The organism is Psychromarinibacter halotolerans, assembly GCF_029168315.1.
In the GTDB taxonomy this organism is placed as follows: Bacteria; Pseudomonadota; Alphaproteobacteria; order Rhodobacterales; family Rhodobacteraceae; genus Psychromarinibacter; species Psychromarinibacter halotolerans.
The window spans coordinates 891,614-911,845 of sequence record NZ_JARGYD010000001.1; the positions used below are offsets into that span (position 1 = coordinate 891,614).

The 20,232-nt window shown below is 65.2% G+C and carries 21 protein-coding genes; 1 reads left to right on the forward strand and 20 read right to left on the reverse strand.

The window, feature by feature from the left end; translation table 11 throughout:
- Positions 1-116 precede the first annotated feature (116 nt).
- The 5 genes from P1K30_RS04185 to P1K30_RS04205 all read right to left on the reverse strand — a co-directional run bounded on the left by P1K30_RS04185 (position 117) and on the right by P1K30_RS04205 (position 4,085).
- The gene (locus P1K30_RS04185) at positions 117-755 is read right to left on the reverse strand and encodes a class I SAM-dependent methyltransferase (RefSeq protein ID WP_275631407.1); all 639 of its coding nucleotides are present in this window, start codon (positions 753-755) and stop codon (positions 117-119) included.
- Between the two features lie 4 nt (positions 756-759).
- A complete protein-coding gene (locus P1K30_RS04190) occupies positions 760-1,980 on the reverse strand; it encodes a BtaA family protein (protein WP_275631408.1) in 1,221 nt (406 codons plus the stop codon).
- A complete protein-coding gene (locus P1K30_RS04195) occupies positions 1,977-2,795 on the reverse strand; it encodes a UDP-2,3-diacylglucosamine diphosphatase (RefSeq protein ID WP_275631409.1) in 819 nt (272 codons plus the stop codon). Before P1K30_RS04195 ends, P1K30_RS04190 begins: the two co-directional genes overlap by 4 nt.
- 323 nt (positions 2,796-3,118) lie before the next feature.
- Positions 3,119-3,589 (reverse strand): hypothetical protein, encoded by a 471-nt coding sequence (locus tag P1K30_RS04200; RefSeq protein WP_275631410.1) that lies wholly within the window; start codon positions 3,587-3,589, stop codon positions 3,119-3,121.
- 19 nt (positions 3,590-3,608) lie between these two features.
- Positions 3,609-4,085 (reverse strand): cupin domain-containing protein, encoded by a 477-nt coding sequence (locus tag P1K30_RS04205; RefSeq protein ID WP_275631411.1) that lies wholly within the window; start codon positions 4,083-4,085, stop codon positions 3,609-3,611.
- Positions 4,086-4,143: 58 nt separating this feature from the next.
- On the opposite strand from P1K30_RS04205, the gene P1K30_RS04210 reads away from it, so the two are divergent.
- Positions 4,144-5,802, forward strand: a complete 1,659-nt coding sequence (locus P1K30_RS04210; protein WP_275631412.1) for a winged helix-turn-helix domain-containing tetratricopeptide repeat protein — start codon at positions 4,144-4,146, stop codon at positions 5,800-5,802.
- A gap of 410 nt (positions 5,803-6,212) precedes the next feature.
- On the opposite strand, the gene P1K30_RS04215 is transcribed toward P1K30_RS04210, so the two are convergent.
- The 15 genes from P1K30_RS04215 to P1K30_RS04285 form a co-directional block, all read right to left on the reverse strand.
- On the reverse strand, positions 6,213-9,002 hold the full coding sequence (locus P1K30_RS04215) for a bifunctional aconitate hydratase 2/2-methylisocitrate dehydratase (protein ID WP_275631413.1): 2,790 nt from the start codon (positions 9,000-9,002) through the stop codon (positions 6,213-6,215).
- A 174-nt stretch (positions 9,003-9,176) separates the two neighbouring features.
- Entirely contained in the window at positions 9,177-10,202 is a 1,026-nt protein-coding gene (locus tag P1K30_RS04220; RefSeq protein WP_275631414.1) for a phosphotransferase family protein, read from the reverse strand.
- Entirely contained in the window at positions 10,199-11,407 is a 1,209-nt protein-coding gene (locus P1K30_RS04225) for an acyl-CoA dehydrogenase family protein (protein ID WP_275631415.1), read from the reverse strand. The genes P1K30_RS04220 and P1K30_RS04225 overlap by 4 nt, the downstream gene beginning before the upstream one ends.
- 113 nt (positions 11,408-11,520) lie before the next feature.
- A complete protein-coding gene (locus P1K30_RS04230; protein ID WP_275631416.1) occupies positions 11,521-12,477 on the reverse strand; it encodes an ornithine cyclodeaminase family protein in 957 nt (318 codons plus the stop codon).
- 63 nt (positions 12,478-12,540) lie between these two features.
- The gene (locus P1K30_RS04235) at positions 12,541-13,815 is read right to left on the reverse strand and encodes an ABC transporter substrate-binding protein (protein ID WP_275631417.1); all 1,275 of its coding nucleotides are present in this window, start codon (positions 13,813-13,815) and stop codon (positions 12,541-12,543) included.
- 55 nt (positions 13,816-13,870) lie between these two features.
- A complete protein-coding gene (locus tag P1K30_RS04240; protein WP_275631418.1) occupies positions 13,871-14,860 on the reverse strand; it encodes a branched-chain amino acid ABC transporter permease in 990 nt (329 codons plus the stop codon).
- On the reverse strand, positions 14,860-15,762 hold the full coding sequence (locus P1K30_RS04245) for a branched-chain amino acid ABC transporter permease (RefSeq protein ID WP_275631419.1): 903 nt from the start codon (positions 15,760-15,762) through the stop codon (positions 14,860-14,862). Before P1K30_RS04245 ends, P1K30_RS04240 begins: the two co-directional genes overlap by 1 nt.
- Complete coding sequence (locus P1K30_RS04250) at positions 15,762-16,493, reverse strand: ABC transporter ATP-binding protein (RefSeq protein WP_275631420.1); 732 nt, start codon at positions 16,491-16,493, stop codon at positions 15,762-15,764. The genes P1K30_RS04245 and P1K30_RS04250 overlap by 1 nt, the downstream gene beginning before the upstream one ends.
- Positions 16,490-17,260, reverse strand: coding sequence for an ABC transporter ATP-binding protein (locus tag P1K30_RS04255; protein ID WP_275631421.1), 771 nt, complete (start codon positions 17,258-17,260; stop codon positions 16,490-16,492). Before P1K30_RS04255 ends, P1K30_RS04250 begins: the two co-directional genes overlap by 4 nt.
- Entirely contained in the window at positions 17,260-17,673 is a 414-nt protein-coding gene (locus P1K30_RS04260; RefSeq protein ID WP_275631422.1) for a RidA family protein, read from the reverse strand. The genes P1K30_RS04255 and P1K30_RS04260 overlap by 1 nt, the downstream gene beginning before the upstream one ends.
- A 230-nt stretch (positions 17,674-17,903) precedes the next feature.
- Complete coding sequence (locus P1K30_RS04265; RefSeq protein WP_275631423.1) at positions 17,904-18,716, reverse strand: alpha/beta hydrolase; 813 nt, start codon at positions 18,714-18,716, stop codon at positions 17,904-17,906.
- A 122-nt stretch (positions 18,717-18,838) separates the two neighbouring features.
- On the reverse strand, positions 18,839-19,141 hold the full coding sequence (locus P1K30_RS04270; protein WP_275631424.1) for an antibiotic ABC transporter: 303 nt from the start codon (positions 19,139-19,141) through the stop codon (positions 18,839-18,841).
- A 151-nt stretch (positions 19,142-19,292) separates the two neighbouring features.
- Complete coding sequence (locus P1K30_RS04275; RefSeq protein ID WP_275631425.1) at positions 19,293-19,598, reverse strand: urease subunit beta; 306 nt, start codon at positions 19,596-19,598, stop codon at positions 19,293-19,295.
- A gap of 40 nt (positions 19,599-19,638) precedes the next feature.
- A complete protein-coding gene (locus P1K30_RS04280; RefSeq protein WP_275631426.1) occupies positions 19,639-19,914 on the reverse strand; it encodes a hypothetical protein in 276 nt (91 codons plus the stop codon).
- A gap of 10 nt (positions 19,915-19,924) precedes the next feature.
- The gene (locus tag P1K30_RS04285; RefSeq protein ID WP_275631427.1) at positions 19,925-20,227 is read right to left on the reverse strand and encodes an urease subunit gamma; all 303 of its coding nucleotides are present in this window, start codon (positions 20,225-20,227) and stop codon (positions 19,925-19,927) included.
- Between the last annotated feature and the right edge of the window lie 5 nt (positions 20,228-20,232).

The window sequence follows — 20,232 nt, forward strand, 5'->3', positions numbered from 1 at the left end:
CCTCCGATGGATTAACACGATCATTAATCAACCAAAATTCCTGAAAGCGCATACCGCCCTGATCGCCGAACTGCCGGACAGGTGATTGAAATTCAATGATGTCCGGCGATGCGCCGTCAGCCACGCCGCTGCACGCAGGCGTACGTCGCATAGCCGCGCCGAAGGTGTTCCACCCGCGCCACGCGACTGTCACCGGCCAGATCGGTCAGCACATCTGGCAGCGTATCGCGCGGTGCGACGTGGAACCGCGCCAGCCACGCGCGCAACATTCGCTTGAACCACGCCGGCAGCCCCGCCTGATCGCCGAAGTCCACGACATGCAGCGTGCCCCCGGGCGCAAGGTGGCGCAGCGCCTCTGCCAGCGCGCCCTCCCAGTCGGGGATCATCGACAGGCTGTACGAGAACACGATGTGGTCGAACCGGCGCGTGCCGAACATCTCGAACGGATCGAACGCGCAGGCGTCGCCCTGCGCCAGCCACGCCCGCCCGTCCAGCTTGCGGCGGGCCGAGATCAGCATCTGCTCCGAGATATCCAACCCGCACAGACCTGCACCGGGATAGCGTCGCCCGATGGCCGCAAGGTTGCGTCCGGTGCCGCACGCGACCTCAAGCACGCGGTCGCCGGGACGCACGTCCATCGCGTCGATCAGGTGGTCGCGGCCCAGCAGGTAATGCTTGCGCGTGATGTCGTAGAACAGCCGCTGGTAACGATAGACATCGTCCATCAGCTGGCCGTGGGATGCAGCATCGGTCATGACGTCAGCCCCGCAGGCGATACAAGTGAACGCCGCCGTAGATCGCCGAGCGGTCGGTGGCAAAGGCGCGGGAGGACGCGGCGATATCGTACTGCCAGCGGTTCAGGATCGCGGGCGGCACCCGCCCCGGCAGGATGTCGTCGGTGCCGCCGGTGCGGAACAGCACCCGCGCGCCGGGCATGGCAGTCCGGGTGATCTGGTCCCACAGGGCGGTCAGTTGCGCATCGGTCATCCAGTCCTGCGCGTCGAGCAGGATATAGACCGACTTCGACGCGGCGGGCGCCCCGGCCAGCACGTCGGTGACAGAGCGGTTCAGCACAGTGACCCGGCCCGCCCCCTCGCGCACGGCATGGAAATGGCGCGGCTCAAGATAGGGTGGCACCGGGCCGGTGCCGTCGGGGCGGTAGGCACGGGTCGCGGCCTGCCATGCAAAGTAATTCTCTGAGATCGGGAAGTCGCAGAACAGCTTGCGCGCCCGTTCGGTCAGCACCGGCAGGATGTCGCCCCCGGCATCTGCGGCCAGCTTGTCGTACTGCGCCGGCGGGATGCCCAGACCGAACAGCGACGCGCGCCGGCGCGCGGCGAAGCGCACCAGCCGCGACCGGAACAGCGGCGCGATCTCGGCATCGAAGAAGACGCGCTGTTCGCCCAGCGTCTTGGCGGCCAGCAGCCGGTCGAACCGGACACCGCCCAGACGGGCGACGACATGCACCGCGCCAAGGAAAGCGCCCAGCACGCCGAAACGATAGAACCCCCGCGCGAACATCGACTTGCGCGCCCGGAAGCGGACGCTTTCGTTCCAGAAGCCCCGCGCCTCGACGTCCATGCGCGGCAGCACGTAGCGGTCCAGCAGATCCACGTTGCCGGGCCGGTCGGCGTGGCCGAACAGGCTGTAGAACGCGGCGTGGTCCGGCAGCACCTGCGCCGCGCGCAGCTTCAGCCGGTTCAGTTCGACATGCCACGGCGACAGGTCCACCGCCGTGATGCTTGCCGGAGACGCCGTCAGGTAGGACATCACGTTGCACCCCCCCGACGCGATGCAGACCACGTGGTCGCTGTCCGTCAGCCCAAGCGCCTGCATGTCGCAGTCCGGGTCCTCCCAGATCTGCGGATAGACCAGCCCGCGGAACAGGCGCGCGAAGGCGCGTTCCGACAGGGTCCCGACCGAGAACGACCGGTTCTGATAGACGGCCTCGCCGATGATGTTGCCTGTGGTGTCGCTCATGATGCGTCCTGTTGCTCGGGGGATTGGATCGCCGCCGCACGGGCGCGTCTGCGGGCGCGGCGGTCCAGCATCCGGTCGCGGCTGATCCGGGCTTCCCAGTCGACCAGCCGCAAGGCGCCGTCCTCGCCTTCGATGACGGCGGTGCAGCTTTCGACCCAGTCGCCGGTGTTCACATAGTGGATGTCGCCGATGTCGCGGATGCAGGCGTGGTGGATGTGGCCGCAGATCACGCCGTCATGGCCCTTCTGCCGCGCGTCTTCGGCCAGCGCCTCTTCGAACTTGCAGATGAAGTTGACCGCCTGCTTGACCTGCTGCTTGCTCCACTTCGACAGCGACCAGTAGCGCGGAGACCACAGCCGGCGGATCGCGTTGATCTTGGGGTTCAGCCAGATCAGCGTGGCATAGGCGCTGTCCCCAAGATAGGCGAGCCAGCGGGCGTTCTTCACCACCGCGTCGAACTGGTCGCCGTGGGTCACGAAATAGCGTTTCCCGGTGGCGGTGACATGGGTGTCGTGCGCCTTGACCTCGATCCCGCCGAAATGGATGCCGTAATAGTTGCGCATCACCTCGTCGTGGTTGCCGGGGATCAGCACCACCCGCGTGCCCCGCTGCGCCTTTCGCAACAGGGCCTGCACCACGTCGTTATGGCTTTCGGGCCAGTGCCAGCCCCGCTGCAGCCGCCATCCGTCGAAGATGTCGCCGACCAGATAGATCGTCTCGGCGTCGTGCCGCTTCAGGAACTGAACCAGAAGCCGAGCCCGGCACCCCCGGGTGCCCAGATGGAAATCCGACAGGAAGATTGCACGATCCGTCACCGCTCTGCCCATTCGTTTTCTCGTTGGCAGGGGTGGTAGACGGGGAAGACTTCACCGACGTGACGGTTTTGTACCAGTCACGTGACGATGCGGGTTGGGGTGCGAGGTGGCGGATGTTGTGAGGCGTGGGTGGATGGTGGCGAAATGTGGTGTGGGGTTGGGGGAGCGTGCTGTGCTTTCGGCCCAATGCTGCCGTTCCCGTCAGTCCCTGCGAATGACCGATCTTATTTACCTTAAGTCTTCGCCAGGGTCCGCGTCGAATTGCTTGCGGTTTGTTCTCAATCACCTTCGGCTAGATGAGCGAAGGTCGCGGATTTCCCGCGCTACTCCTTTTCCGCAGTCATCCGAACCCGTAATTCGACCCGTTGCGCACAGACACCTTCCGGCACAGGTTCGACCGTGCGCAGTCGGTAAGTCTTCGGTTCGCACCAGCCAGCAAAACAACGGTTCGCAACAGAGTCCTTCAATAGTGTCTCGCTGCTCCACTCCGGCTGGTCCGGGTCATTGCCGTCGGTCTGGATCGGGGTCCAGTTGGACTCGTATGCTGTATTCAGGCGCTTGAACGTCACTCCCGAGGGAACCGAGCCCCAGCCGACGACTTCGAACCCCTGATTGCCGCACGCCTGGGGTGGCGCCCAGTCATCGACAGTTCGCCATTCGCAGACAACAAGGTCCGACCCGGTGTCCGTCGGCAGGGGCGCGCGGCTTTCCATAGAGAGGATCGCGATCTCGTCGCAGGGCGCAGCCGAAGCCGATCCTGAAGCATGCACACCCAGCACAAGGCCTATGGCCATTAATACCCTTGGCATCCGATTACTCGGCCTCGAGCGGCGGGCCCGTAAACGTCTGGCCAAAACTTTCGGAAATCTTTTTCATCTCGTCCATTCCTTCCGGCATCTTCACGTGCTTGGAGGCGTCAAAGAACCCTTCGAAGCCTCCAGGCGCGACGACGACCAGCAATTTGCCGCCAGATTCTCCTAAAACGCGGAACGTGTGTTCGGCCCCCTTCGGGACATATGCCGCCTCTCCCTCTTTCACGATGATACGGTCGCCGTCGTTCAGGAACTCTGCCTCGCCCTCGAGCACCAACAGCGCCTCGCCCGCGTCCGCATGGACGTGCCGCGGCGGTCCGCCGGGACCAGAAAAGCGGACGGTGAACATGCCCATCTCTCCGTTAGAGTCGTCCTTTTCAAGGATGACCTGAACCTCTGATCCCTGCCACTCAATGGGCTCGTGCGCATGGGCCGTGGCCGCCAAGGCCAGCAAGGGCAGTGCGAAATAGGATTTCATCGGGAACCTCCGGGTTGGGGACATGCCGCAAGCTTGGTCCGTTCGCGGCATTCGTTTAATGTCGAAAAGGAAGCTCACCGGACCGGCGCAGGGCAAACGAAGACACGTGAAGATTTACGAATTCAAAAACGGAGATGTTATACTGGATGTCTCGACCGGCGCGCTGTCGGACCGTTCGGGTGAGGCTGTGGACCTGCGTCCGCAAACGCGCGACGTGCTGCGCCTGCTGGCGGAAAATCCGGGGCAAACCGTTGGCAAGGAGGTGTTCGCGCAAGAGGTCTGGGGCGGCCGCCAGGTCGGCAGCGACAGCCTCGTCCAGTGCATCGCAGAAATCCGCGCGGCGCTTGGCGACGAGGGCCGCGCCATCCTTCAGACGGTGCCGCGGAAAGGGTATCGGCTGATCCTTTTCGAGACATCACAGGATAGGACGCAAGGTCAGACCGGCCCCTTCCGTCAGCTCGTGATCCTGGGGAGCGGCCTTGCAGTCGTCCTGTGCGTCGCATTCGTCTGGATCGCCTGGCCCAAGCAGGATCCCGGCCCCGAAGTCGTTGCCGTTCTTCCTCTAGCCGATCTGAGCGCTGCGCCACACAAGGGCTATCTGAGCGACGCGGTCAGCGAGGGGATCATTACAGAGCTGGCCCGGTTTCCCCAGTTCAAGGTGATTGCCCGCACCTCGAGCTTTCAGTTTCGCGACGGCGCACGCGATATCCGCGAGATTGGCGACGTTCTGAGCGCGGATTACCTAGTGGAGGGAAGTCAGCAGTTCGACGGAGACAACCTGCGGGTGACGATCCAGCTGATTGATGCCCATGACGGACACCACCTGTATGCAGATCAATTCGACCGAGGGATCGAGGACCTTTTCCTGATCCAGGACGAAATCGTGCGTCAGGTCGCCTCTGTTCTGGGGCAGGCGATCATGGACGACCTGCCGCGGCGGGCGGCGTCCCGCGACGTAGATTCTCGTCTGCGCGGAATGCAGGCCCGCCAGATCATGACCCAGTTCAACCACGAGAACTGGACACGTGCGATGGCGCTGGAACAGACCTCGCTGCGAGAGGAGCCGCAGTCTCCTTGGGGGTATATCGGGGTCGCGTTGATGCTTGTGAACGGCTCCTTCCAGGGTTGGACCGATCCCGAGATTGACGCTCTCGCCGAGGCTGCAGGTCTTGCCCGCAAAGCGCTCAGGATAGCGCCGGGCAACTATATGTCCCACTACACGTTGGCCCGGGTTGTTTCAGCGCAGGGCGACAATCGCGAGGCGCTGATCCACTACCAACGTGCAGCCGAGCTAAACCCGTCGGATTCAATCGTCCTTATCGCGATGAGCGAACCGTTGATATTCACCGGGCAGACCGACCGCGCGATCGAGGTGCTTCTGGCGGCCAAAGCGGTCGATCCACTGCACGGCGACTGGCTGCGATGGCAGTTGGGAGCGGCCTATTGGCAGAAAGGCGACTGCGAGAAGGGGCTGGAAGAAATGAAGGCGATGACCAACCCGCCGATCCCATCCCGCAAGTCACTGGCGGCCCTCTATATCTGTCTTGGACGATTGGAGGAGGCCAGGAAAGAAATGGCGGAATTCATGGGGGCCCGGCCCAATCACGACCTGACGTCTGAAATTCGGTTTGCGCCGTCAACATGGAAACCCGAAGGGATGGCCAAGCGCTGGCTCAGTGCGATGGCCGACGCGGGGATGCCTGCACGGCAGGATTAGACTTCGATGAACCACATATTGCTCGGGGAGCTCAAGTTAAGACCAAGTGGACGACAAGCCACCGACGCGTCGCGAAATCTATGCCAGCTTCTATGATATACAATCGACAGGTCCAGTAGTTTTCACGCTTCCTTGGCCTGCCTCGCCGTTTTCACCGGGCAAACTCTTGTTCATTGGTCAGTGATAGACTCCTCCTCACGCTGAGAGACTACGACCACTCGACGCTGCAGAGCGGACGTTCGAACTAAACGCAGCGAACGACCGCTTTCCGCCCTTTTAGACAAACCGCCTCGTCTGCGCCGCAAGCAAAACCCGTTCCCCACCCACGACAGATCCCCCACACCACCAAAAAGGGCCACGCCGAACTCCGGCGCGGCCCTTCCGCATAACAACCGTCTGACGTCAGACCGTCAGAAATGCACCGACCGGCCGGTGCCCGCGGCTGCGGTGGGCGGGGCGAACTTGGTCAGGTCGATGCCTTCCACGGCGGTCTTGTACTCGTCCGAGCTGGGCGTGCGGCCGAGGATGGCGGACAACACCACGACCGGGGTCGAGGCCAGCAGGGACTCGCCCTTCTTCTCGGCGCTGTCTTCCACCACGCGGCCCTGGAACAGGCGGGTCGAGGTCGCAAGGACGGTGTCGCCCTTCGCGGCCTTTTCCTGATTGCCCATGCACAGGTTACAGCCGGGGCGTTCCAGATACAGGATGTTCTCGTACTCGGTCCGCGCCTGCGCCTTCGGGAACAGGTCGTCGAACTCGAAGCCCGAGTACTTCTGCAGGATCTCCCAGTCGCCTTCCTCTTTCAGCTCGTCGATGATGTTGTAGGTCGGCGCGGCGACGACCAGCGGGGCGTTGAACTCGACCTTGCCGTTGGCTTTCTCAAGGTTCTTGAGCATCTGCGCGACGATCTTCATGTCGCCCTTGTGAACCATGCACGAGCCGACGAAGCCAAGGTCCACCTTCTTCTCGCCGCCGTAGAAGGACACGGGGCGGATGGTGTCATGGGTATAGCGGCGCGACGGGTCGGCGTTGTTCACGTCCGGGTCGGCGATCATCGGCTCGTCGATCAGGTCGAGGTCGACGACCACTTCGGCGAAGTACTTCGCGTTGTCATCGGGCATCAGCGCGGGCTTCTCGCCGGACTTGATCTCGGCGATGCGCTTGTCGGCCTTGGCGACCAGACCGGCCAGCGTGCCGGCGGCGTTGTCCATGCCCTTGTCGATCATCACCTGGATGCGGTCCTTGGCCAGCTCCAGCGAGCCGATCAGGGTTTCGTCGTTCGAGATGCAGATCGACGCCTTGGCCTTCATCTCGGCCGTCCAGTCGGTGAAGGTAAAGGCCTGGTCCGCCAGCAGGGTGCCGATGTGCACCTCGATCACGCGGCCCTGGAACACGTTGTCGCCGTGCTGCTGAAGCATCTGCATCTGGGTGGCGTGCACCACGTCGCGGAAGTCCATGTGCGGCGCCATCGTGCCCTTGAACGTCACCTTTACCGAGTCCGGGATCGGCATGGTCGCCTCGCCCGTCGCCAGAGCCAGCGCCACGGTGCCCGAGTCGGCGCCGAAGGCCACGCCCTTGGACATGCGGGTGTGGCTGTCGCCACCCACGATGATGTCCCAGTCGCTGACGGTGATGTCGTTCAGCACCTTGTGGATGACGTCAGTCATCGCGTGGTATCCGTCCTTCGGATCCCGCGCGGTGATCAGGCCGAAGGTGTTCATGAAGGACATCAGCTTGGGAATGTTGGCCTGCGCCTTCTTGTCCCAGACCGACGCGGTGTGGCAGCCCGACTGATACGCCCCGTCGACGCTGGGCGAGATGATCGTCGCGGCCATCGCCTCCAGTTCCTGCGCGGTCATCAGGCCGGTGGTGTCCTGCGAGCCGACGATGTTCACCTTCACCCGCACGTCCGAACCGGCGTGCAGGGTCTTGCCCGGCGTGGTGCCGCGGGCGTTGGCGTTGAAGATCTTCTCGACCGCGGTCAGGCCCTGCCCTTCGTGGCTGACTTCCTTCGACGGCGCGAAGACGGCAGGCGGGGTGACGCCCAGCGTTTCGGCGGCGAAGGTCTGCAGCATCTTGCCGAAGACGACGGCATAGGACCCGCCGGCCTTCATGAACTCGACCTTCTGCGGCGTGAAGGCAGAGGACACGTCGGCCAGTTCCTCGCCGTCTTCGCTGCGCAGGGTCTTGGTCTTGGTGTCGATCTTCAGGACGGTGCCCGTCTCGACCGAGTATTTCTGGTCAAGGATCGGGTTGCCTTCGTTGTTCAGGATCGGCTTGCCGTCGCTGTCGACCTTCTTGACCCAGTTCTTCAGGTCCAGACCGATGCCGCCGGTCACGCCAACGGTGGTCAGGAAGATCGGCGAAATGCCGTTGGTGCCCGCAACGACGGGGGCGATGTTGACGAAGGGCACATAGGGGCTGGCCTTCTTGCCGGTCCACAGCGCCACGTTGTTCACGCCGGACATCCGCGAGGACCCGACGCCCATCGTGCCCTTTTCCGCGATCAGCATCACGCGCTTGCCGGGGTGCTGCAGCTTCAGCGCCTCGATCTCTTTCTGCGCCGCCTCGTTGATCATGCACTTGCCGTGCAGTTCACGGTCCGACCGCGAGTGCGCCTGATTGCCCGGCGACAGCAGGTCGGTCGAGATATCGCCCTCGGCGGCGATGTAGGTCACGACCTCGACCTCGTCCTCGACGTCAGGCAGCTTGGTGAAGAATTCGGCCTGCACGTAGCTTTCAAGGATCTCCTTGGCGACCGGGTTGCCCGCCTTGTAGGCGTCGGCCAGACGGCCGGTGTCGGCCTCGTACAGGAACACCTGCGTCTTCAGCACCTCGGCCGCCTGCTTGGCGATCTCGGCGTCGTCCCCCAGCGCAAGGTCCAGCAGCACGCCAACCGACGGGCCGCCTTTCATGTGCGACAGCAGTTCGAACGCGAAGGCCGGGGTGATTTCCGGGACCGTCGTGTCGCCGACGATGATCTTCTTCAGGAACGCCGCCTTCACGCCCGCAGCACTCGTGGTGCCCGGCAGCGTGTTGTAGATGAAGAAGTCCAGCGAGTCCTTGCGGTGCGGGTTGTCCGCATCCTCGATCTGCGCGATCAGCTCGGCGACCAGCGCGCCGTCGTCGATGGGCTTGGGGTGCAGCCCCTCGCCTTTCCGCGTTTCGATTTCGTTCAGGTACTCGGCGTACAAGCTCATGGCGATCCCTACGAGTCAGTGTTGGACTGGGCTGGAGCACCGGGCGGCAAACGCGCCCGGTCCGCGGCGGCAAAATTCTGTATGCGGCAGTATACCAAACCGATATTCAAGGCAAGAGACAAGGATCGCACCCGCCGGACGGGATGGCGCCCCGCCGGTTCGCGGACCGGACCGCTAGACGTGGTGGCCGCCGCCCTCGACGATCTCCAGCGCCCGCACCGCAAAGCGCCGCGCCAAGGGCGCTAGCCGGTCGGCATCCTCGCCGGCGGCGCTGCCGGCACGGGCGCGGTCGGCGATGCCCACGAAGATGACCGCGAAGCGGAACAGCGCGAAGACCTCGTGGAACGGCAGCAGCGGCGCGACGTCCGGCGCCCCGGCGCGATAGCGGGCGACGAACTCTGCCTGCGTCGGGATGCCCTCTGCCGCAAGGTCCAGCCCCAGCAGCCCGCCGTATTCGTCGGGCGCGGAATGCCACGGCATCGCGCAGAACCCGACATCCGCTAGCGGGTGCCCCAGCGTGGATAGCTCCCAGTCTAGGATGGCGACGACGCGCGGCTCGGTCGGGTGGAACAGCATGTTGCCCATCCGGAAATCGCCATGCGCCAGCCGGACCATGCCGTCATCCTCGGGCATGTTTTCGGGCAGCCACTCGACCAGCCGGTCGATCTGGGGGATCGGTTCGCTGTCGGACTCGTGCCATTGCCGGGTCCACCGGGCCAGTTGGCGTCCGAAATAGTTGCCGGGCTTGCCGTAATCCTCCAACCCGACCTCGGCGGGCCGGACTGCGTGCATCCGGGCCAGTGCATCCGCCAGCCCCATCCAGATCCCGCGCCGTTCGGCGACAGGCAGGTCCGGCAGCGCGCAATCCTCGAACACGCGGCCCTCGACCCGTTCCATCAGGTAGAACGGCGTGCCCAGCACCCCGTCATCCTCTTCGATCAGGATCGGGCGGGCGACGGGAACACCGGCGGGGTGCAGCGCCCCCAGAACCCGGTATTCGCGTTCGATGGCATGGGCGCCGGGCAGGATCGGGCCCACGGGTTTCTTACGCAGGACCATCCGCGCAGTGCCGTGATTGACGAAATAGGTCGGGTTCGACTGCCCGCCCGAGATCCTTTCGACCTCTAGCCGCCCTGCCCCGAACGCCGCGTCCAGATACCGGCCAAGCGCCGCCTTGTCGAAATCAAGGCTGCCGCTCATCCCTGCGCCACGTCCCACGACCAGAAATCGCGGCCTTCGGCGGTCAGCGTGCGTTCCAGCACCATCTTGTGCACCTCGTCCGCGCCGTCGACCAGCCGCGCCTGCCGGGCATAGCGGTAGATCCATTCCAGCGGCGTGTCGGCGGAATAGCCGCGCGCGCCGTTGATCTGGATCGCCGTATCGGCGGCCCGGTGCAGCAGGTTGGCGACGTGGATCTTGGCCATCGACACCTCTTTGCGGGCAAACGAGCCCTGATCCAGCGCCCACGCCGCTTTCATCACCAGCAGGCGCCCCATTTCGATCTGCATCGCAAGATCGCCGAACATCATGCGGATACTTTCCCGCTCGATCAGTTTCTGCCCGAACCCCTCGCGCCGCTGGGCGTACTCGGTTGCGATCTCGACGCATTTCTTCGACAGGCCCAGCCAGCGCATGCAATGGGTCAGCCGCGCCACGCCCAGCCGCATCTGCGTGACCTTCAGCCCGTCGCCCTCGTTCAGCAGCACATTCTCGGCGCCGACCTCCAGCCCGTCGAAGTCCAGTTCGCAGTGGCCGCCGTGTTCCTCGGGCCCCATGATCGGAATCCGCCGCCGGATCGACCAGCCGGGCTGGTCCGCGTCGAACAGGAAGGCGGTCAGCCCCTTGCGGGCATCGTCCGAGGTTTTGGCCACAAGGATGAAATGCTGCGCATCGCCCGCGCCGGTGATGAACCACTTCTGGCCGTCGATGACATAACCGCCGCCGTCCCGCCGCGCCGTGGTGCCGATCATCGACGGGTCAGAGCCGCCGCCGGGATGCGGTTCCGTCATCGCAAAGGACGACCGGACCTGTCCCGCCACGATGGGCGCCAGCCAGCGTTCCTTTTGCTCGGGCGTGCCCGCCGCCTCCAGCACCATCATGTTGCCATCGTCGGGCGCTGCCGAGTTGAACACCACCGGCCCGAAGATCGACCGTTGCATTTCTTCGTAACAGACCGCCATGCCCACGCGGCCCAGTTCCTGCCCGCCGGTCTCTTTCTTCAGTTGCAGGCACCACAGGCCTTCCGAGCGGGCCTTCTGCCGCAGCCGTTCCAGCGGTCCGGCGGCGATGTTGTCGTGGGCATCATAGTTTGCGCGATCGGCCTCGACCGGCAGGATCTCGTCCTCGACGAAGCGGGCGATACGCGCGCGAAAATCCTCGACGCGCGGTGAAATGGTGAAATCCAAGAACAGGCTCCTCCCTCTGCCGGTCCCGGCGGTGCGAACCGCCGACTTGCGGCAAGCCTAGCAGAAGGATCGGCGCCGGGTCTCGCCCCGCGTGACGACCGGCGGGACGGATCTTAAAGGTCGACCTCTGTCCCCAGCCCAAGTGCGCGCGCACTGGCCAGCGCCGCTTGCCCCACGGCAAGGTCCTGCGCCGCGATGCCCAGTGACTTGAACAGCGTGATGTCCGTCGCGGCGCCGCGCCCGGGCGCGTGGCCGGCGATCACGTCCTGCAACTGGGTGCCTGCATGGTCCGCCGCCACGGCGCCCTCGGATCGCGCCAGCAGCAGCTCTCCGCACTCGGTTTCCGCCTGCGCGGCCGAGTCGAGGATTAGCCGGGACGCCGCGACAAGATCGCCCGCGATTTCGCGGGCGGTCGGGCGGCTGGCGCCGACGGCGTTCACATGGGTGCCGGGGCAAATATCGCGCACCGCAAGGATCGGCTCGTAGGCGCCGGTGACGGTGCAGACGATGTCCGCGCCAAGGGTCGCCTCGCGGACCGTATCCGCCTTGAACAAGGCAAGTTCGGCAGCCAGCGCCGACGCGTTCGACCGCGCCCAAAGGGTGAAGACCGCAGACGGGTACAGCGACCGAAGCGCGGCGACATGGCTGCGGGCCTGCGTGCCGCCGCCGAGGATCGCGATGCGGGTCGGGTCCGGGTTGGCAAGCGCGACCGTGGCCACGGCGCTGGCGGCGGCGGTGCGCAGCGCGGTGACGCTGGTGGCGTCGATCATCGCAAGCGGCTGGCCAGTGCGGCCGTCCGCCAACATGACGAACCCTTGGTGGCTGTCCAGCCCGTGTGAGCGGTTGTCCGGGCCGACCAGCACCACCTTCATGGCCCAAGACCCGTCTTCGGACAGGTCCGCGACCGGCATGACACCCATCAGCGCTCGCCTCGGACCGGCGGACAGCTGGTGGCGCGGGAAGGTGCCGATCTGGTCGCGCGACAGCCGCAGGAACGCGTCGCGCACGGCATCGAACGCCAGCGCGGGCGACACCGCGCGGCGGACGTCATCGGCAGAAAGGATCAGCATGTCAGGGAATTCTTTGGGATCGTCCGGCGCAGGGATCAGCCCCCGCGCCGGACTGTGACCGGCCTACTGGCCAGCCATCAGTTCGTTGACGCGCTCGACGTTCCAGGTGTCGACCTCGGTCAGTTCACCCTCTTCCGAGATGCCCCAGATCAGGTAGGGACCGGACACGTCGCCGTACTCGTCGAACTCGATCGGGCCGGTCGCGCCGACGTAGGTGATGTCGCCGCCCTCGGCCAGCACGTCGATGGCGCGGGCAAAGCCCTCGGGGCCGGGGTTGATCACTTCGCCGTCGCCGCCGGTGATCTCGCGGACCGCGTCACGGATCGCGGGGCCTTCATAGACACCGGCCTTTTGCGCGGCCAACAGCGCCACGGCAGCGGCGTCGTACATGGTGTGCAGACCGGGGCCTTCGGGGGCCGAGCCGTACTTTTCTTCCCAGCTGGCGTTGAACGCGTCGACCGACGGGCCGTCGAACTGGGCGTTGTCGATGCCCACGGCATTCGTCAGGTACTCGGCGCCGACTGCCTCGACGAACTCGCTGGCGCGCAGCGCGTTGCTCAGCAGAAGGTTCTGGGTGCCGCCGAAGGACAGCCACTCGCGCATGGCGGTGGCGCCGTCCGCCGGGAAGGCCACGAGGAACAGCGCGTCCGGCTCGCCTTGCAGCGCGGTCGAAACCTCGGCGCGGTACGAAGCCTGTTCCTGGTTATAGGCGACCATGTTGGTGATGGTGCCGCCCGCTGCGGTGAACGCCTCGTTGAAGGCCTCGGTCATGGCGACGCCGTAGTCCGAGTTCACATAGATGATCGCCACGTTCTCGTATCCGCTTTCGCGGGCGATGTCGGCCATGACGTAGCCCTGCGGACGCACGGTCGGCAGGGTGCGGAACCAGAAGCCGTTGGTGTCGCCGGCGGCGGCCAGTTCGGTGAAGTTCGGCGCGCTGGAGCAGCAGCTGATCTGGGTGACTTCTTCCGGCACCGCGACAGAGGTCAGGACGGGCATGGTGATGCCGGACTGGATCGCGCCCAGCAGCACCTCGGCCCCCTCGACCGACACCAGCGACATCGCGGCGTCGATGCCGACGTTCGGCTGGCCTTGGTCGTCGCGCAGGCGGTACTCGGCGGTGCAGCCCAACAGGCCGCCAGCTTCGTTCATGTGATCGACGGCCAGTTGGCCGGCGTCACCGATGGCGCCACCGATGGCAGCCATCGAGCCCGACAGCGACAGAACCGCGCCGATCGGGTACGAGCAATCGCTGTCCTGCGCCGCGGCCGAGGTGGCAAAAGCGCCGCCCGACACGGCCAGCGCAGCGGCGGCAAGCGTGGATGTTGTCTTTTTCATAACGTTTCCCTTTTGTTGGACCAGTTGGGCATTTCCGGTTTCTTCTTTGGCGCCATCAGCCCTTTTCGATGGCGCCTTCCGTTTGGCCCGCGCTGCCGGTCTCTGCGGCATGGGCCGAAATCACGTCTTCCTCGCCGATCAGGCCGCGCGGCCGGAACAGCAGCGTCAGCACGATGACCGTGCCGATCAGCATCGCCTGAAGCGACCCGGCCCGCGACTGGAAGACCGGCGGCACGAGGTTCGAGATCACATAGCCGCTGGCGGTCCACAGGCCCCAGACGATCAGGCAACCCAGCACCGCACCCCGGTTGTTGCCCGAGCCGCCGACGATCAGCATCGCCCAGATCTGGAACGTCAGGATCGGCAGGAAGTCGATCGGGCTGACATAGCCGATGAAGCCCACGTACAGCCCCCCGGCCAGTCCCATGATGGCAGAGCCCAGCACGAAGGACTGAAGCCGGATCATCGTCGGGTTCTTGCCCAGCGACCGGGCCGCCGTCACGTCCTCGCGGATCGCACGCAGCACGCGGCCCCACGGGGACCGCACCGCGCGTTCCAGCGCGACATAGACCACCGCCGCCACCACCAGCACCATGCACAGGAAGAACACGTTGTAGACGCTTGTTTCCGTGAACAGATCGCGGAACGGGCGCGGCAGGCCGACAAGACCGTTGGCGCCGCCGGTCAGCGACGAGAAGTTCAGCGCGACCAGTTGGATCGAGATCGAGACGCCGAAGGTCGCGATGGCAAGGTATTCCTCGCGCAGCTTCAGCGTGGCCAGCGCCACGATCAGCCCCGCCAGCGCGGCCAGAAGGATGCCTCCGATCACCCCGAACAGGTACGGCAGTTCGAACCCGCCGATCAGCCGCGCGTTGTCCGGCCCCGACAGCACTGCCGTGCCGTAGGCGCCGATGGCGAAGAAGCCCACCACGCCCGCGTTGAACAGTCCGGTATAGCCCCACTGCAGGTTCAGCCCCATGACGATGATGGCGTAGATCGACACCACGGTCAGGAAGAAGACGATGTAAAGTCCGATACCGATCATCACTTACCTCCCGAGGTGCCGGCGAACAGGCCGGTCGGGCGCACGTACAGCACCAGAAGCATCACGATGAACGGCATCGCCAGCTTGTACCCCGCCGGGATCACGAGGACCGAGAAGGACTCGACGATGCCGATCAGGAAGCCACCCAGAACCGCACCCACCACGTTGCCGACCCCGCCGACGATGGCGGCGGCGAACAGCGGCAGCAGCAGTTGGAACCCGAACTCGGGGCGCAACTGAACGGACACACCGTACAGGACGCCCGCTACGGCCGCGAGCGCGCCGCCAAGGATCCAGACCCAGCGCACGACACGCGACAGGGCGATGCCGTTGATCTCGGCCAGCGTCGGGCTTTCCGACACCGCGCGCATCGCAAGACCAAGCCGGGTTTTCTGCAGGAACAGTTGCACCGCGACGACCAGCACCAGCGACATCACGAAGATGAACACCTGATCCGGCATCACCCGCAGCCCCGGGGCCAGCAGGATCGCCATTTGCAGCGTGTTCGTGTAATAGGTCGCCTCGCCCCCGAAGATCAGGCTGATCAGGTTGCGGATCAGCAGGGCGACGCCGAAGGACGCGAAGACCAGCGTCAGGTGGTTCACCCGGCCCCGCAGGCGCGCGAAGATCAGCTTGTCGATCAGCAGCGCCAGCGCGATGGTCAGACCGATGGCGATTACCGTCGCCCCGATCAGCGGCCAACCGAAGGTCAGCGGCCCCAGCGGCGCGGACGGCAGGCCGAATACGGTCAGAACCCCCAGCGCCATGTAGGCGCCCCACGTCATCATCTCGGCATGGGCGAAGTTCGCAAACCTCAGAATCCCCATCGTCAAGGTCAGCCCGATCGCACCAAGGGCATAGATTGCCCCGGTCAGCAGACCATCGGCCAAAGCCTGCGCCATCATTGTTTTCTTCCCGCTCTTCCAAGGTAGATCTGGGTGACCTCGGGGTCCTCCAGCAGGGCCGCCGAGGGCCCGTCCAGCCGGTTCTCGCCCTCGGCCAGCACGTAGGTCCGGTCCGAGATGCGCATCGCCGCCTTTGCGTTCTGCTCGACCATCAGGATCGAGACGCCCGCCGCCCGCAGCGCGACCAATTGGGCGAACACGTCGTCGACCATCTTGGGCGACAGGCCCGCGCTGGGTTCGTCCAGCATGACGATCTCGGGATGGGTCAGCAGCGCGCGTCCGACCGCCAGCATCTGCCGCTGGCCACCCGACAGGACGCCCGCCTTCTTTTTCGCGAAACGCCGCAGGTCGGGGAACTTTTGATAGGCCTCTTCCACCCGTTCGCGGGCGGTGGCCTTCGACAGCGCCTGCGCGCCCAGCCTCAGGTTCTCGTCCACGGTCAGCGACGCAAAGATGTTGTCGGTCTGCGGCACATAGGCCAGCGCGGCATCCGCCATTCGGTGCGTGTCGATCCGGGTGATGTCCGAGCCCGCAAGCTCGACCTTCCCACCCTCGACATGAAGAAGCCCGGCGACCGCTTTGATAAGCGTGGACTTTCCGGCGCCGTTCGGGCCGATGATCGTCACAAGCTCGCCGGTGGTCACGTGCATCGTGACGTCGCGGATGATCGGCAGGCCCGGCTGGTAACCGGCGGTCAGACCCTCGACCTTCAGGATCGGTGCGGTCATGCCACCACCTCGCCAAGGTAGGCGTCGATCACGGCGCGGTTTCCGGCGACCTCTTCGGGCGCGCCCGCGCAGATCACCTTGCCCTGCGCCAGAACGATGATCGGGTCACACAGCGACATCACCATGTCCATGTTGTGCTCGATGATCAGGAAGGTCTTTCCGCGCGTGTTCAACTCGACGATCTTCTCGACCAGCGTGTCCAGCAGCGCGGGGTTCACGCCTGCGGCGGGTTCGTCCAGCAGGATCAGCTTCGGGTCCGACATCAGCACCCGCGCCAGTTCCAGCAGCTTCTTCTGCCCGCCCGAGATCGCACCGGCGAGGTTCCGTTCAACGGCTGTCAGGTTGCAGAACGCGATCACCTCGTGCGCGCGGTCGCGGATTTCGCGTTCCTGCCGCGCGACGGCGCCGGGGCGGAACCACGTGTTCCAGAACCGTTCGCCCAACTGGTCCGTCGCGGCCAGCATCACGTTCTCAAGCACGGTCATTTTCGGAAACGGGCGCGGGATCTGGAACGTGCGGCTCAGGCCGCGCGCGTAAATCTCGGTCGCGGACCGCTCGGCGATCTCTTCGCCCGCGAAGGTCACCCGGCCCGAGGTCAGCGTGGTCTCGCCCGCAACGGCGCCGAACAGGGTCGACTTGCCAGCGCCGTTGGGACCGATCAGCCCGGTGATCGAGCCTTCGGCCACCTCGAACGACGCGCCATCCACGGCGCGCATCTGTCCGAAGGTCTTGACGGCATCGGTGACGGTCAGAAGCGGTGCCGCCATCAGACCGCTCCGCCCGACGTCGCAAGGCTGCGCTTCATGGCCGTGACCTCGATCTCGACCTGTATTTCCGGGTCGGCGAAGCCGCAGATGATCGTGGTGTTCGTCGGCTTGGTGGCGGCCAAAGCCTCGCCCAGCACTTTCGAGGCCGGAACGACATGGTCCGCGCTGGACAGGTACACGCGGACGCGCACGATGTCCGACAGGCCGGCCCCGGCCTTGGACAGCGCGTCCTCGATCTGACTCAGAGAACACCGCGCCTGTTCCGCCGGATCATCCGGGAACAGCCCGGTATCCGGATCGAACCCCGCGGTCCCCGAGACGAAAATCCATTCCCCGTCCACCACGGCACGCGAATAACCCGCCAGCTCTTCGTACTTGGAGCCGGTCCGGATCGTCCAGCGATCAGGAGCCATCTTGTATCTCTCGTTATTTCCCCGTTGTTCGGATCACTTGATCATGTGATCAAGGCTTCGTCAATAGCTTTAGGTGCCTCCGAAAAGGCGCCTGAACGTCTTTGCGTAGACACTTGTAATCATGTAGTTTTAGCGGAACCCACACGGGCACGGGCGACCACGGCCGACGATTGCCGCACCGCAGCACCACCGCATTCCGGGTGACTCTTACAGCTTTACAGAGGCGCGCGTCAGTCCGCCGGAAGCCCCATCTGCGCCCGCACCAGCCGGTTCAGGCGGTCTTCGGGCGACGCCAGCGCGTCAAGCAGCACGGTGATGTGGTTGGTTCCCGGCGCATGGTACGACACGACGCCGATCCGGTCCGCGAAATCGTCGGTCTGGCGCAGGAACTCTTGCGTTTCGTCCCCGCCCACGGTGACGATCATCGGCATCCGAATATCCAGCGGCCGAAGCAGCGGAGAGTAATTCGCCACCTCGTCCGCGGTCAGTTGCAGGTCGTCGTTCTGGAACGACTGGACCACCGGCGCAAGGTCGTACAGGCCGCTGATCGCGGTGCCGCCGCGGATCCGCTCGGCGCCGGGACGGCTGGCAAGCTCGGCCACAAGGTGCCCGCCGGCAGAGTTGCCCGAAATATGGACCCGATCCGGGTCACCACCGTGATCCGCGATGTTATCGCAGACCCAGCTCACGGCCCGCTGGCACGACGCGACGATGTCCGCCAGCCGCACCGAGGGGATCAGCGGATAGTCGATCACCACAAGGCAGACGCCGAACGGCACGAAGCCGGGCGCAAGGAAGCTGAACAGATCGGCATCCAGCGACCGCCAGAACCCGCCGTGGATGAACACCATCACGGGCGCGTCCTTGCCGGCGGGGAAGATGTTCAGCGTCTCGCCAGGACCGTCGCCATAAGGCACCGCGCGCCGCACCTCGAATGCGTCCAACCCCTCTTGCGCCGCCTTGCCGCGCCGCTCGAACAGGGCGTCGAGATCCGACACGTCATCCAACGACATTTGCCGGTCCATTCCAGTACGTTCGCTCATCGGGGGGTCCTTCCACTGGGTCCGGGGCGCAGAAAGGCACACCCGGAAAGTCCCAGCAAAGACAGACGGCTACCCGGTGGAATGTCAACACGAACCCGACGGCCATGAACGCGCCGCCCCGTTCAGCGCCCTTTTGCGGGCATCCTGCCAAGACGGCGGGCATTCGCGCGGGTGCGGCGGCGATAGGGCTTCACCGCCGCCTCCATCGCGTCCAGCGGCGACCCGAAGGCGGTGACCGTGCCAGCGCGGACAAGGTCGTTCCACGCCTCGACCTTCTCGATCACCATGCGGTTCGCTTCCGAGCGCGGCACGGGCCACAGCCCCGCCATGCCCATCATCCGCATCGTCATGACGGACTGCGCCTCGGCGGTCATCGCAAGGACGCTGATCCAAAGGCCAAGCACGCGGCCGGGATCGGGAAACATCAGACGCTGTTTCCGGTAAGGATGGGTGTGGTCTTGGTCTGGCTCGACATGGCGCCGCCTTTTCTCATGGACGCCTCCCTAACATGATACATAGGGCGGACCGCGCCGCGCGCCGAGTCCGCCCCTTGCATGGCTGTCCCCCGCAGGCGGATTACAGCTTGCCCATGACCTTCTGGTTGAAGCCGTAGACCTCGCGCTTGCCGCCGAAGGGAACAAGGTTCACCTCGCGGGTCTGGCCCGGCTCGAACCGCACGGCGGTGCCGGCGGCAATGTCCAGCCGCAGCCCCTTCGCCGCGTCGCGGTCGAAGTCCAACGCGCTGTTGGTCTCGGCGAAATGATAGTGGCTTCCGACCTGAACCGGCCGGTCGCCGGTGTTGGACACCGTCAGCGTGACGGCCTCGGCCCCCGCGTTTAGGGTGATCTCGCCCTCGGCGGTCATGATTTCACCTGGGATCATGCGAAGTCTCCTGCATGGGATATCGTCATTGAACGGGTCTTCAATCCTTCGGACCGGGCCACGACCGGCCCGTCAGCTTCGGCAGCACCAGCCCGACGCAGGCGCCCAGCAACAGCGGGATGGCCTCGCCGTCCGCCAGCAGCTCTGCCACGATGGCGGCCCCCAGCAGCGTCGCCAGCACCGTCGCCAGCCGCAACTGGCCGCGCGACAGCCGGATCTCGGCCATGAACACGTTTTCCAAGCCGCGCTTCACGTGCGGTTCGGCCTTGTCCACGAAGGCCAGCGCAAGCATCCCAAGGATGAAGGTAATGATCATGGCCCGCAGCCTAGCGGATCGGGTGGTGGACAGTCACCAGTTTCGTGCCGTCCGGGAATGTGGCTTCGACCTGCACGTCGTGGATCATCTCGGCGATCCCGTCCATGCACTGATCGGCGCTGATGACGTGGGCACCCGCCTGCATCAAGTCCGCCACCGAGCGGCCATCGCGCGCGCCCTCGACGACGTAATCGGTGATCAGGGCGATGGCCTCGGGGTGGTTCAGCTTCACCCCCCGTTCCAGCCTGCCCCGTGCCACCATCGCTGCAAGCGATACCAGCAGCTTGTCCTTTTCCCGCGGCGTCAGGTTCATGTGTC

Excerpts from the sequence above, each read along its gene's own strand:
- P1K30_RS04185 (WP_275631407.1), bottom strand. The coding sequence starts at position 755 with ATGACCGATGCTGCATCCCACGGCCAGCTGATGGACGATGTCTATCGT.
- P1K30_RS04190 (WP_275631408.1), bottom strand. The coding sequence starts at position 1,980 with ATGAGCGACACCACAGGCAACATCATCGGCGAGGCCGTCTATCAGAAC.
- P1K30_RS04200 (WP_275631410.1), bottom strand. The coding sequence starts at position 3,589 with ATGGCCATAGGCCTTGTGCTGGGTGTGCATGCTTCAGGATCGGCTTCG.
- P1K30_RS04205 (WP_275631411.1), bottom strand. The coding sequence starts at position 4,085 with ATGAAATCCTATTTCGCACTGCCCTTGCTGGCCTTGGCGGCCACGGCC.
- P1K30_RS04210 (WP_275631412.1), top strand. The coding sequence starts at position 4,144 with ATGTCGAAAAGGAAGCTCACCGGACCGGCGCAGGGCAAACGAAGACAC.
- P1K30_RS04215 (WP_275631413.1), bottom strand. The coding sequence starts at position 9,002 with ATGAGCTTGTACGCCGAGTACCTGAACGAAATCGAAACGCGGAAAGGC.
- P1K30_RS04220 (WP_275631414.1), bottom strand. The coding sequence starts at position 10,202 with ATGAGCGGCAGCCTTGATTTCGACAAGGCGGCGCTTGGCCGGTATCTG.
- P1K30_RS04230 (WP_275631416.1), bottom strand. The coding sequence starts at position 12,477 with ATGCTGATCCTTTCTGCCGATGACGTCCGCCGCGCGGTGTCGCCCGCG.
- P1K30_RS04235 (WP_275631417.1), bottom strand. The coding sequence starts at position 13,815 with ATGAAAAAGACAACATCCACGCTTGCCGCCGCTGCGCTGGCCGTGTCG.
- P1K30_RS04240 (WP_275631418.1), bottom strand. The coding sequence starts at position 14,860 with ATGATCGGTATCGGACTTTACATCGTCTTCTTCCTGACCGTGGTGTCG.
- P1K30_RS04245 (WP_275631419.1), bottom strand. The coding sequence starts at position 15,762 with ATGGCGCAGGCTTTGGCCGATGGTCTGCTGACCGGGGCAATCTATGCC.
- P1K30_RS04250 (WP_275631420.1), bottom strand. The coding sequence starts at position 16,493 with ATGACCGCACCGATCCTGAAGGTCGAGGGTCTGACCGCCGGTTACCAG.
- P1K30_RS04255 (WP_275631421.1), bottom strand. The coding sequence starts at position 17,260 with ATGGCGGCACCGCTTCTGACCGTCACCGATGCCGTCAAGACCTTCGGA.
- P1K30_RS04260 (WP_275631422.1), bottom strand. The coding sequence starts at position 17,673 with ATGGCTCCTGATCGCTGGACGATCCGGACCGGCTCCAAGTACGAAGAG.
- P1K30_RS04265 (WP_275631423.1), bottom strand. The coding sequence starts at position 18,716 with ATGAGCGAACGTACTGGAATGGACCGGCAAATGTCGTTGGATGACGTG.
- P1K30_RS04270 (WP_275631424.1), bottom strand. The coding sequence starts at position 19,141 with ATGTTTCCCGATCCCGGCCGCGTGCTTGGCCTTTGGATCAGCGTCCTT.
- P1K30_RS04275 (WP_275631425.1), bottom strand. The coding sequence starts at position 19,598 with ATGATCCCAGGTGAAATCATGACCGCCGAGGGCGAGATCACCCTAAAC.
- P1K30_RS04280 (WP_275631426.1), bottom strand. The coding sequence starts at position 19,914 with ATGATCATTACCTTCATCCTTGGGATGCTTGCGCTGGCCTTCGTGGAC.
- P1K30_RS04285 (WP_275631427.1), bottom strand. The coding sequence starts at position 20,227 with ATGAACCTGACGCCGCGGGAAAAGGACAAGCTGCTGGTATCGCTTGCA.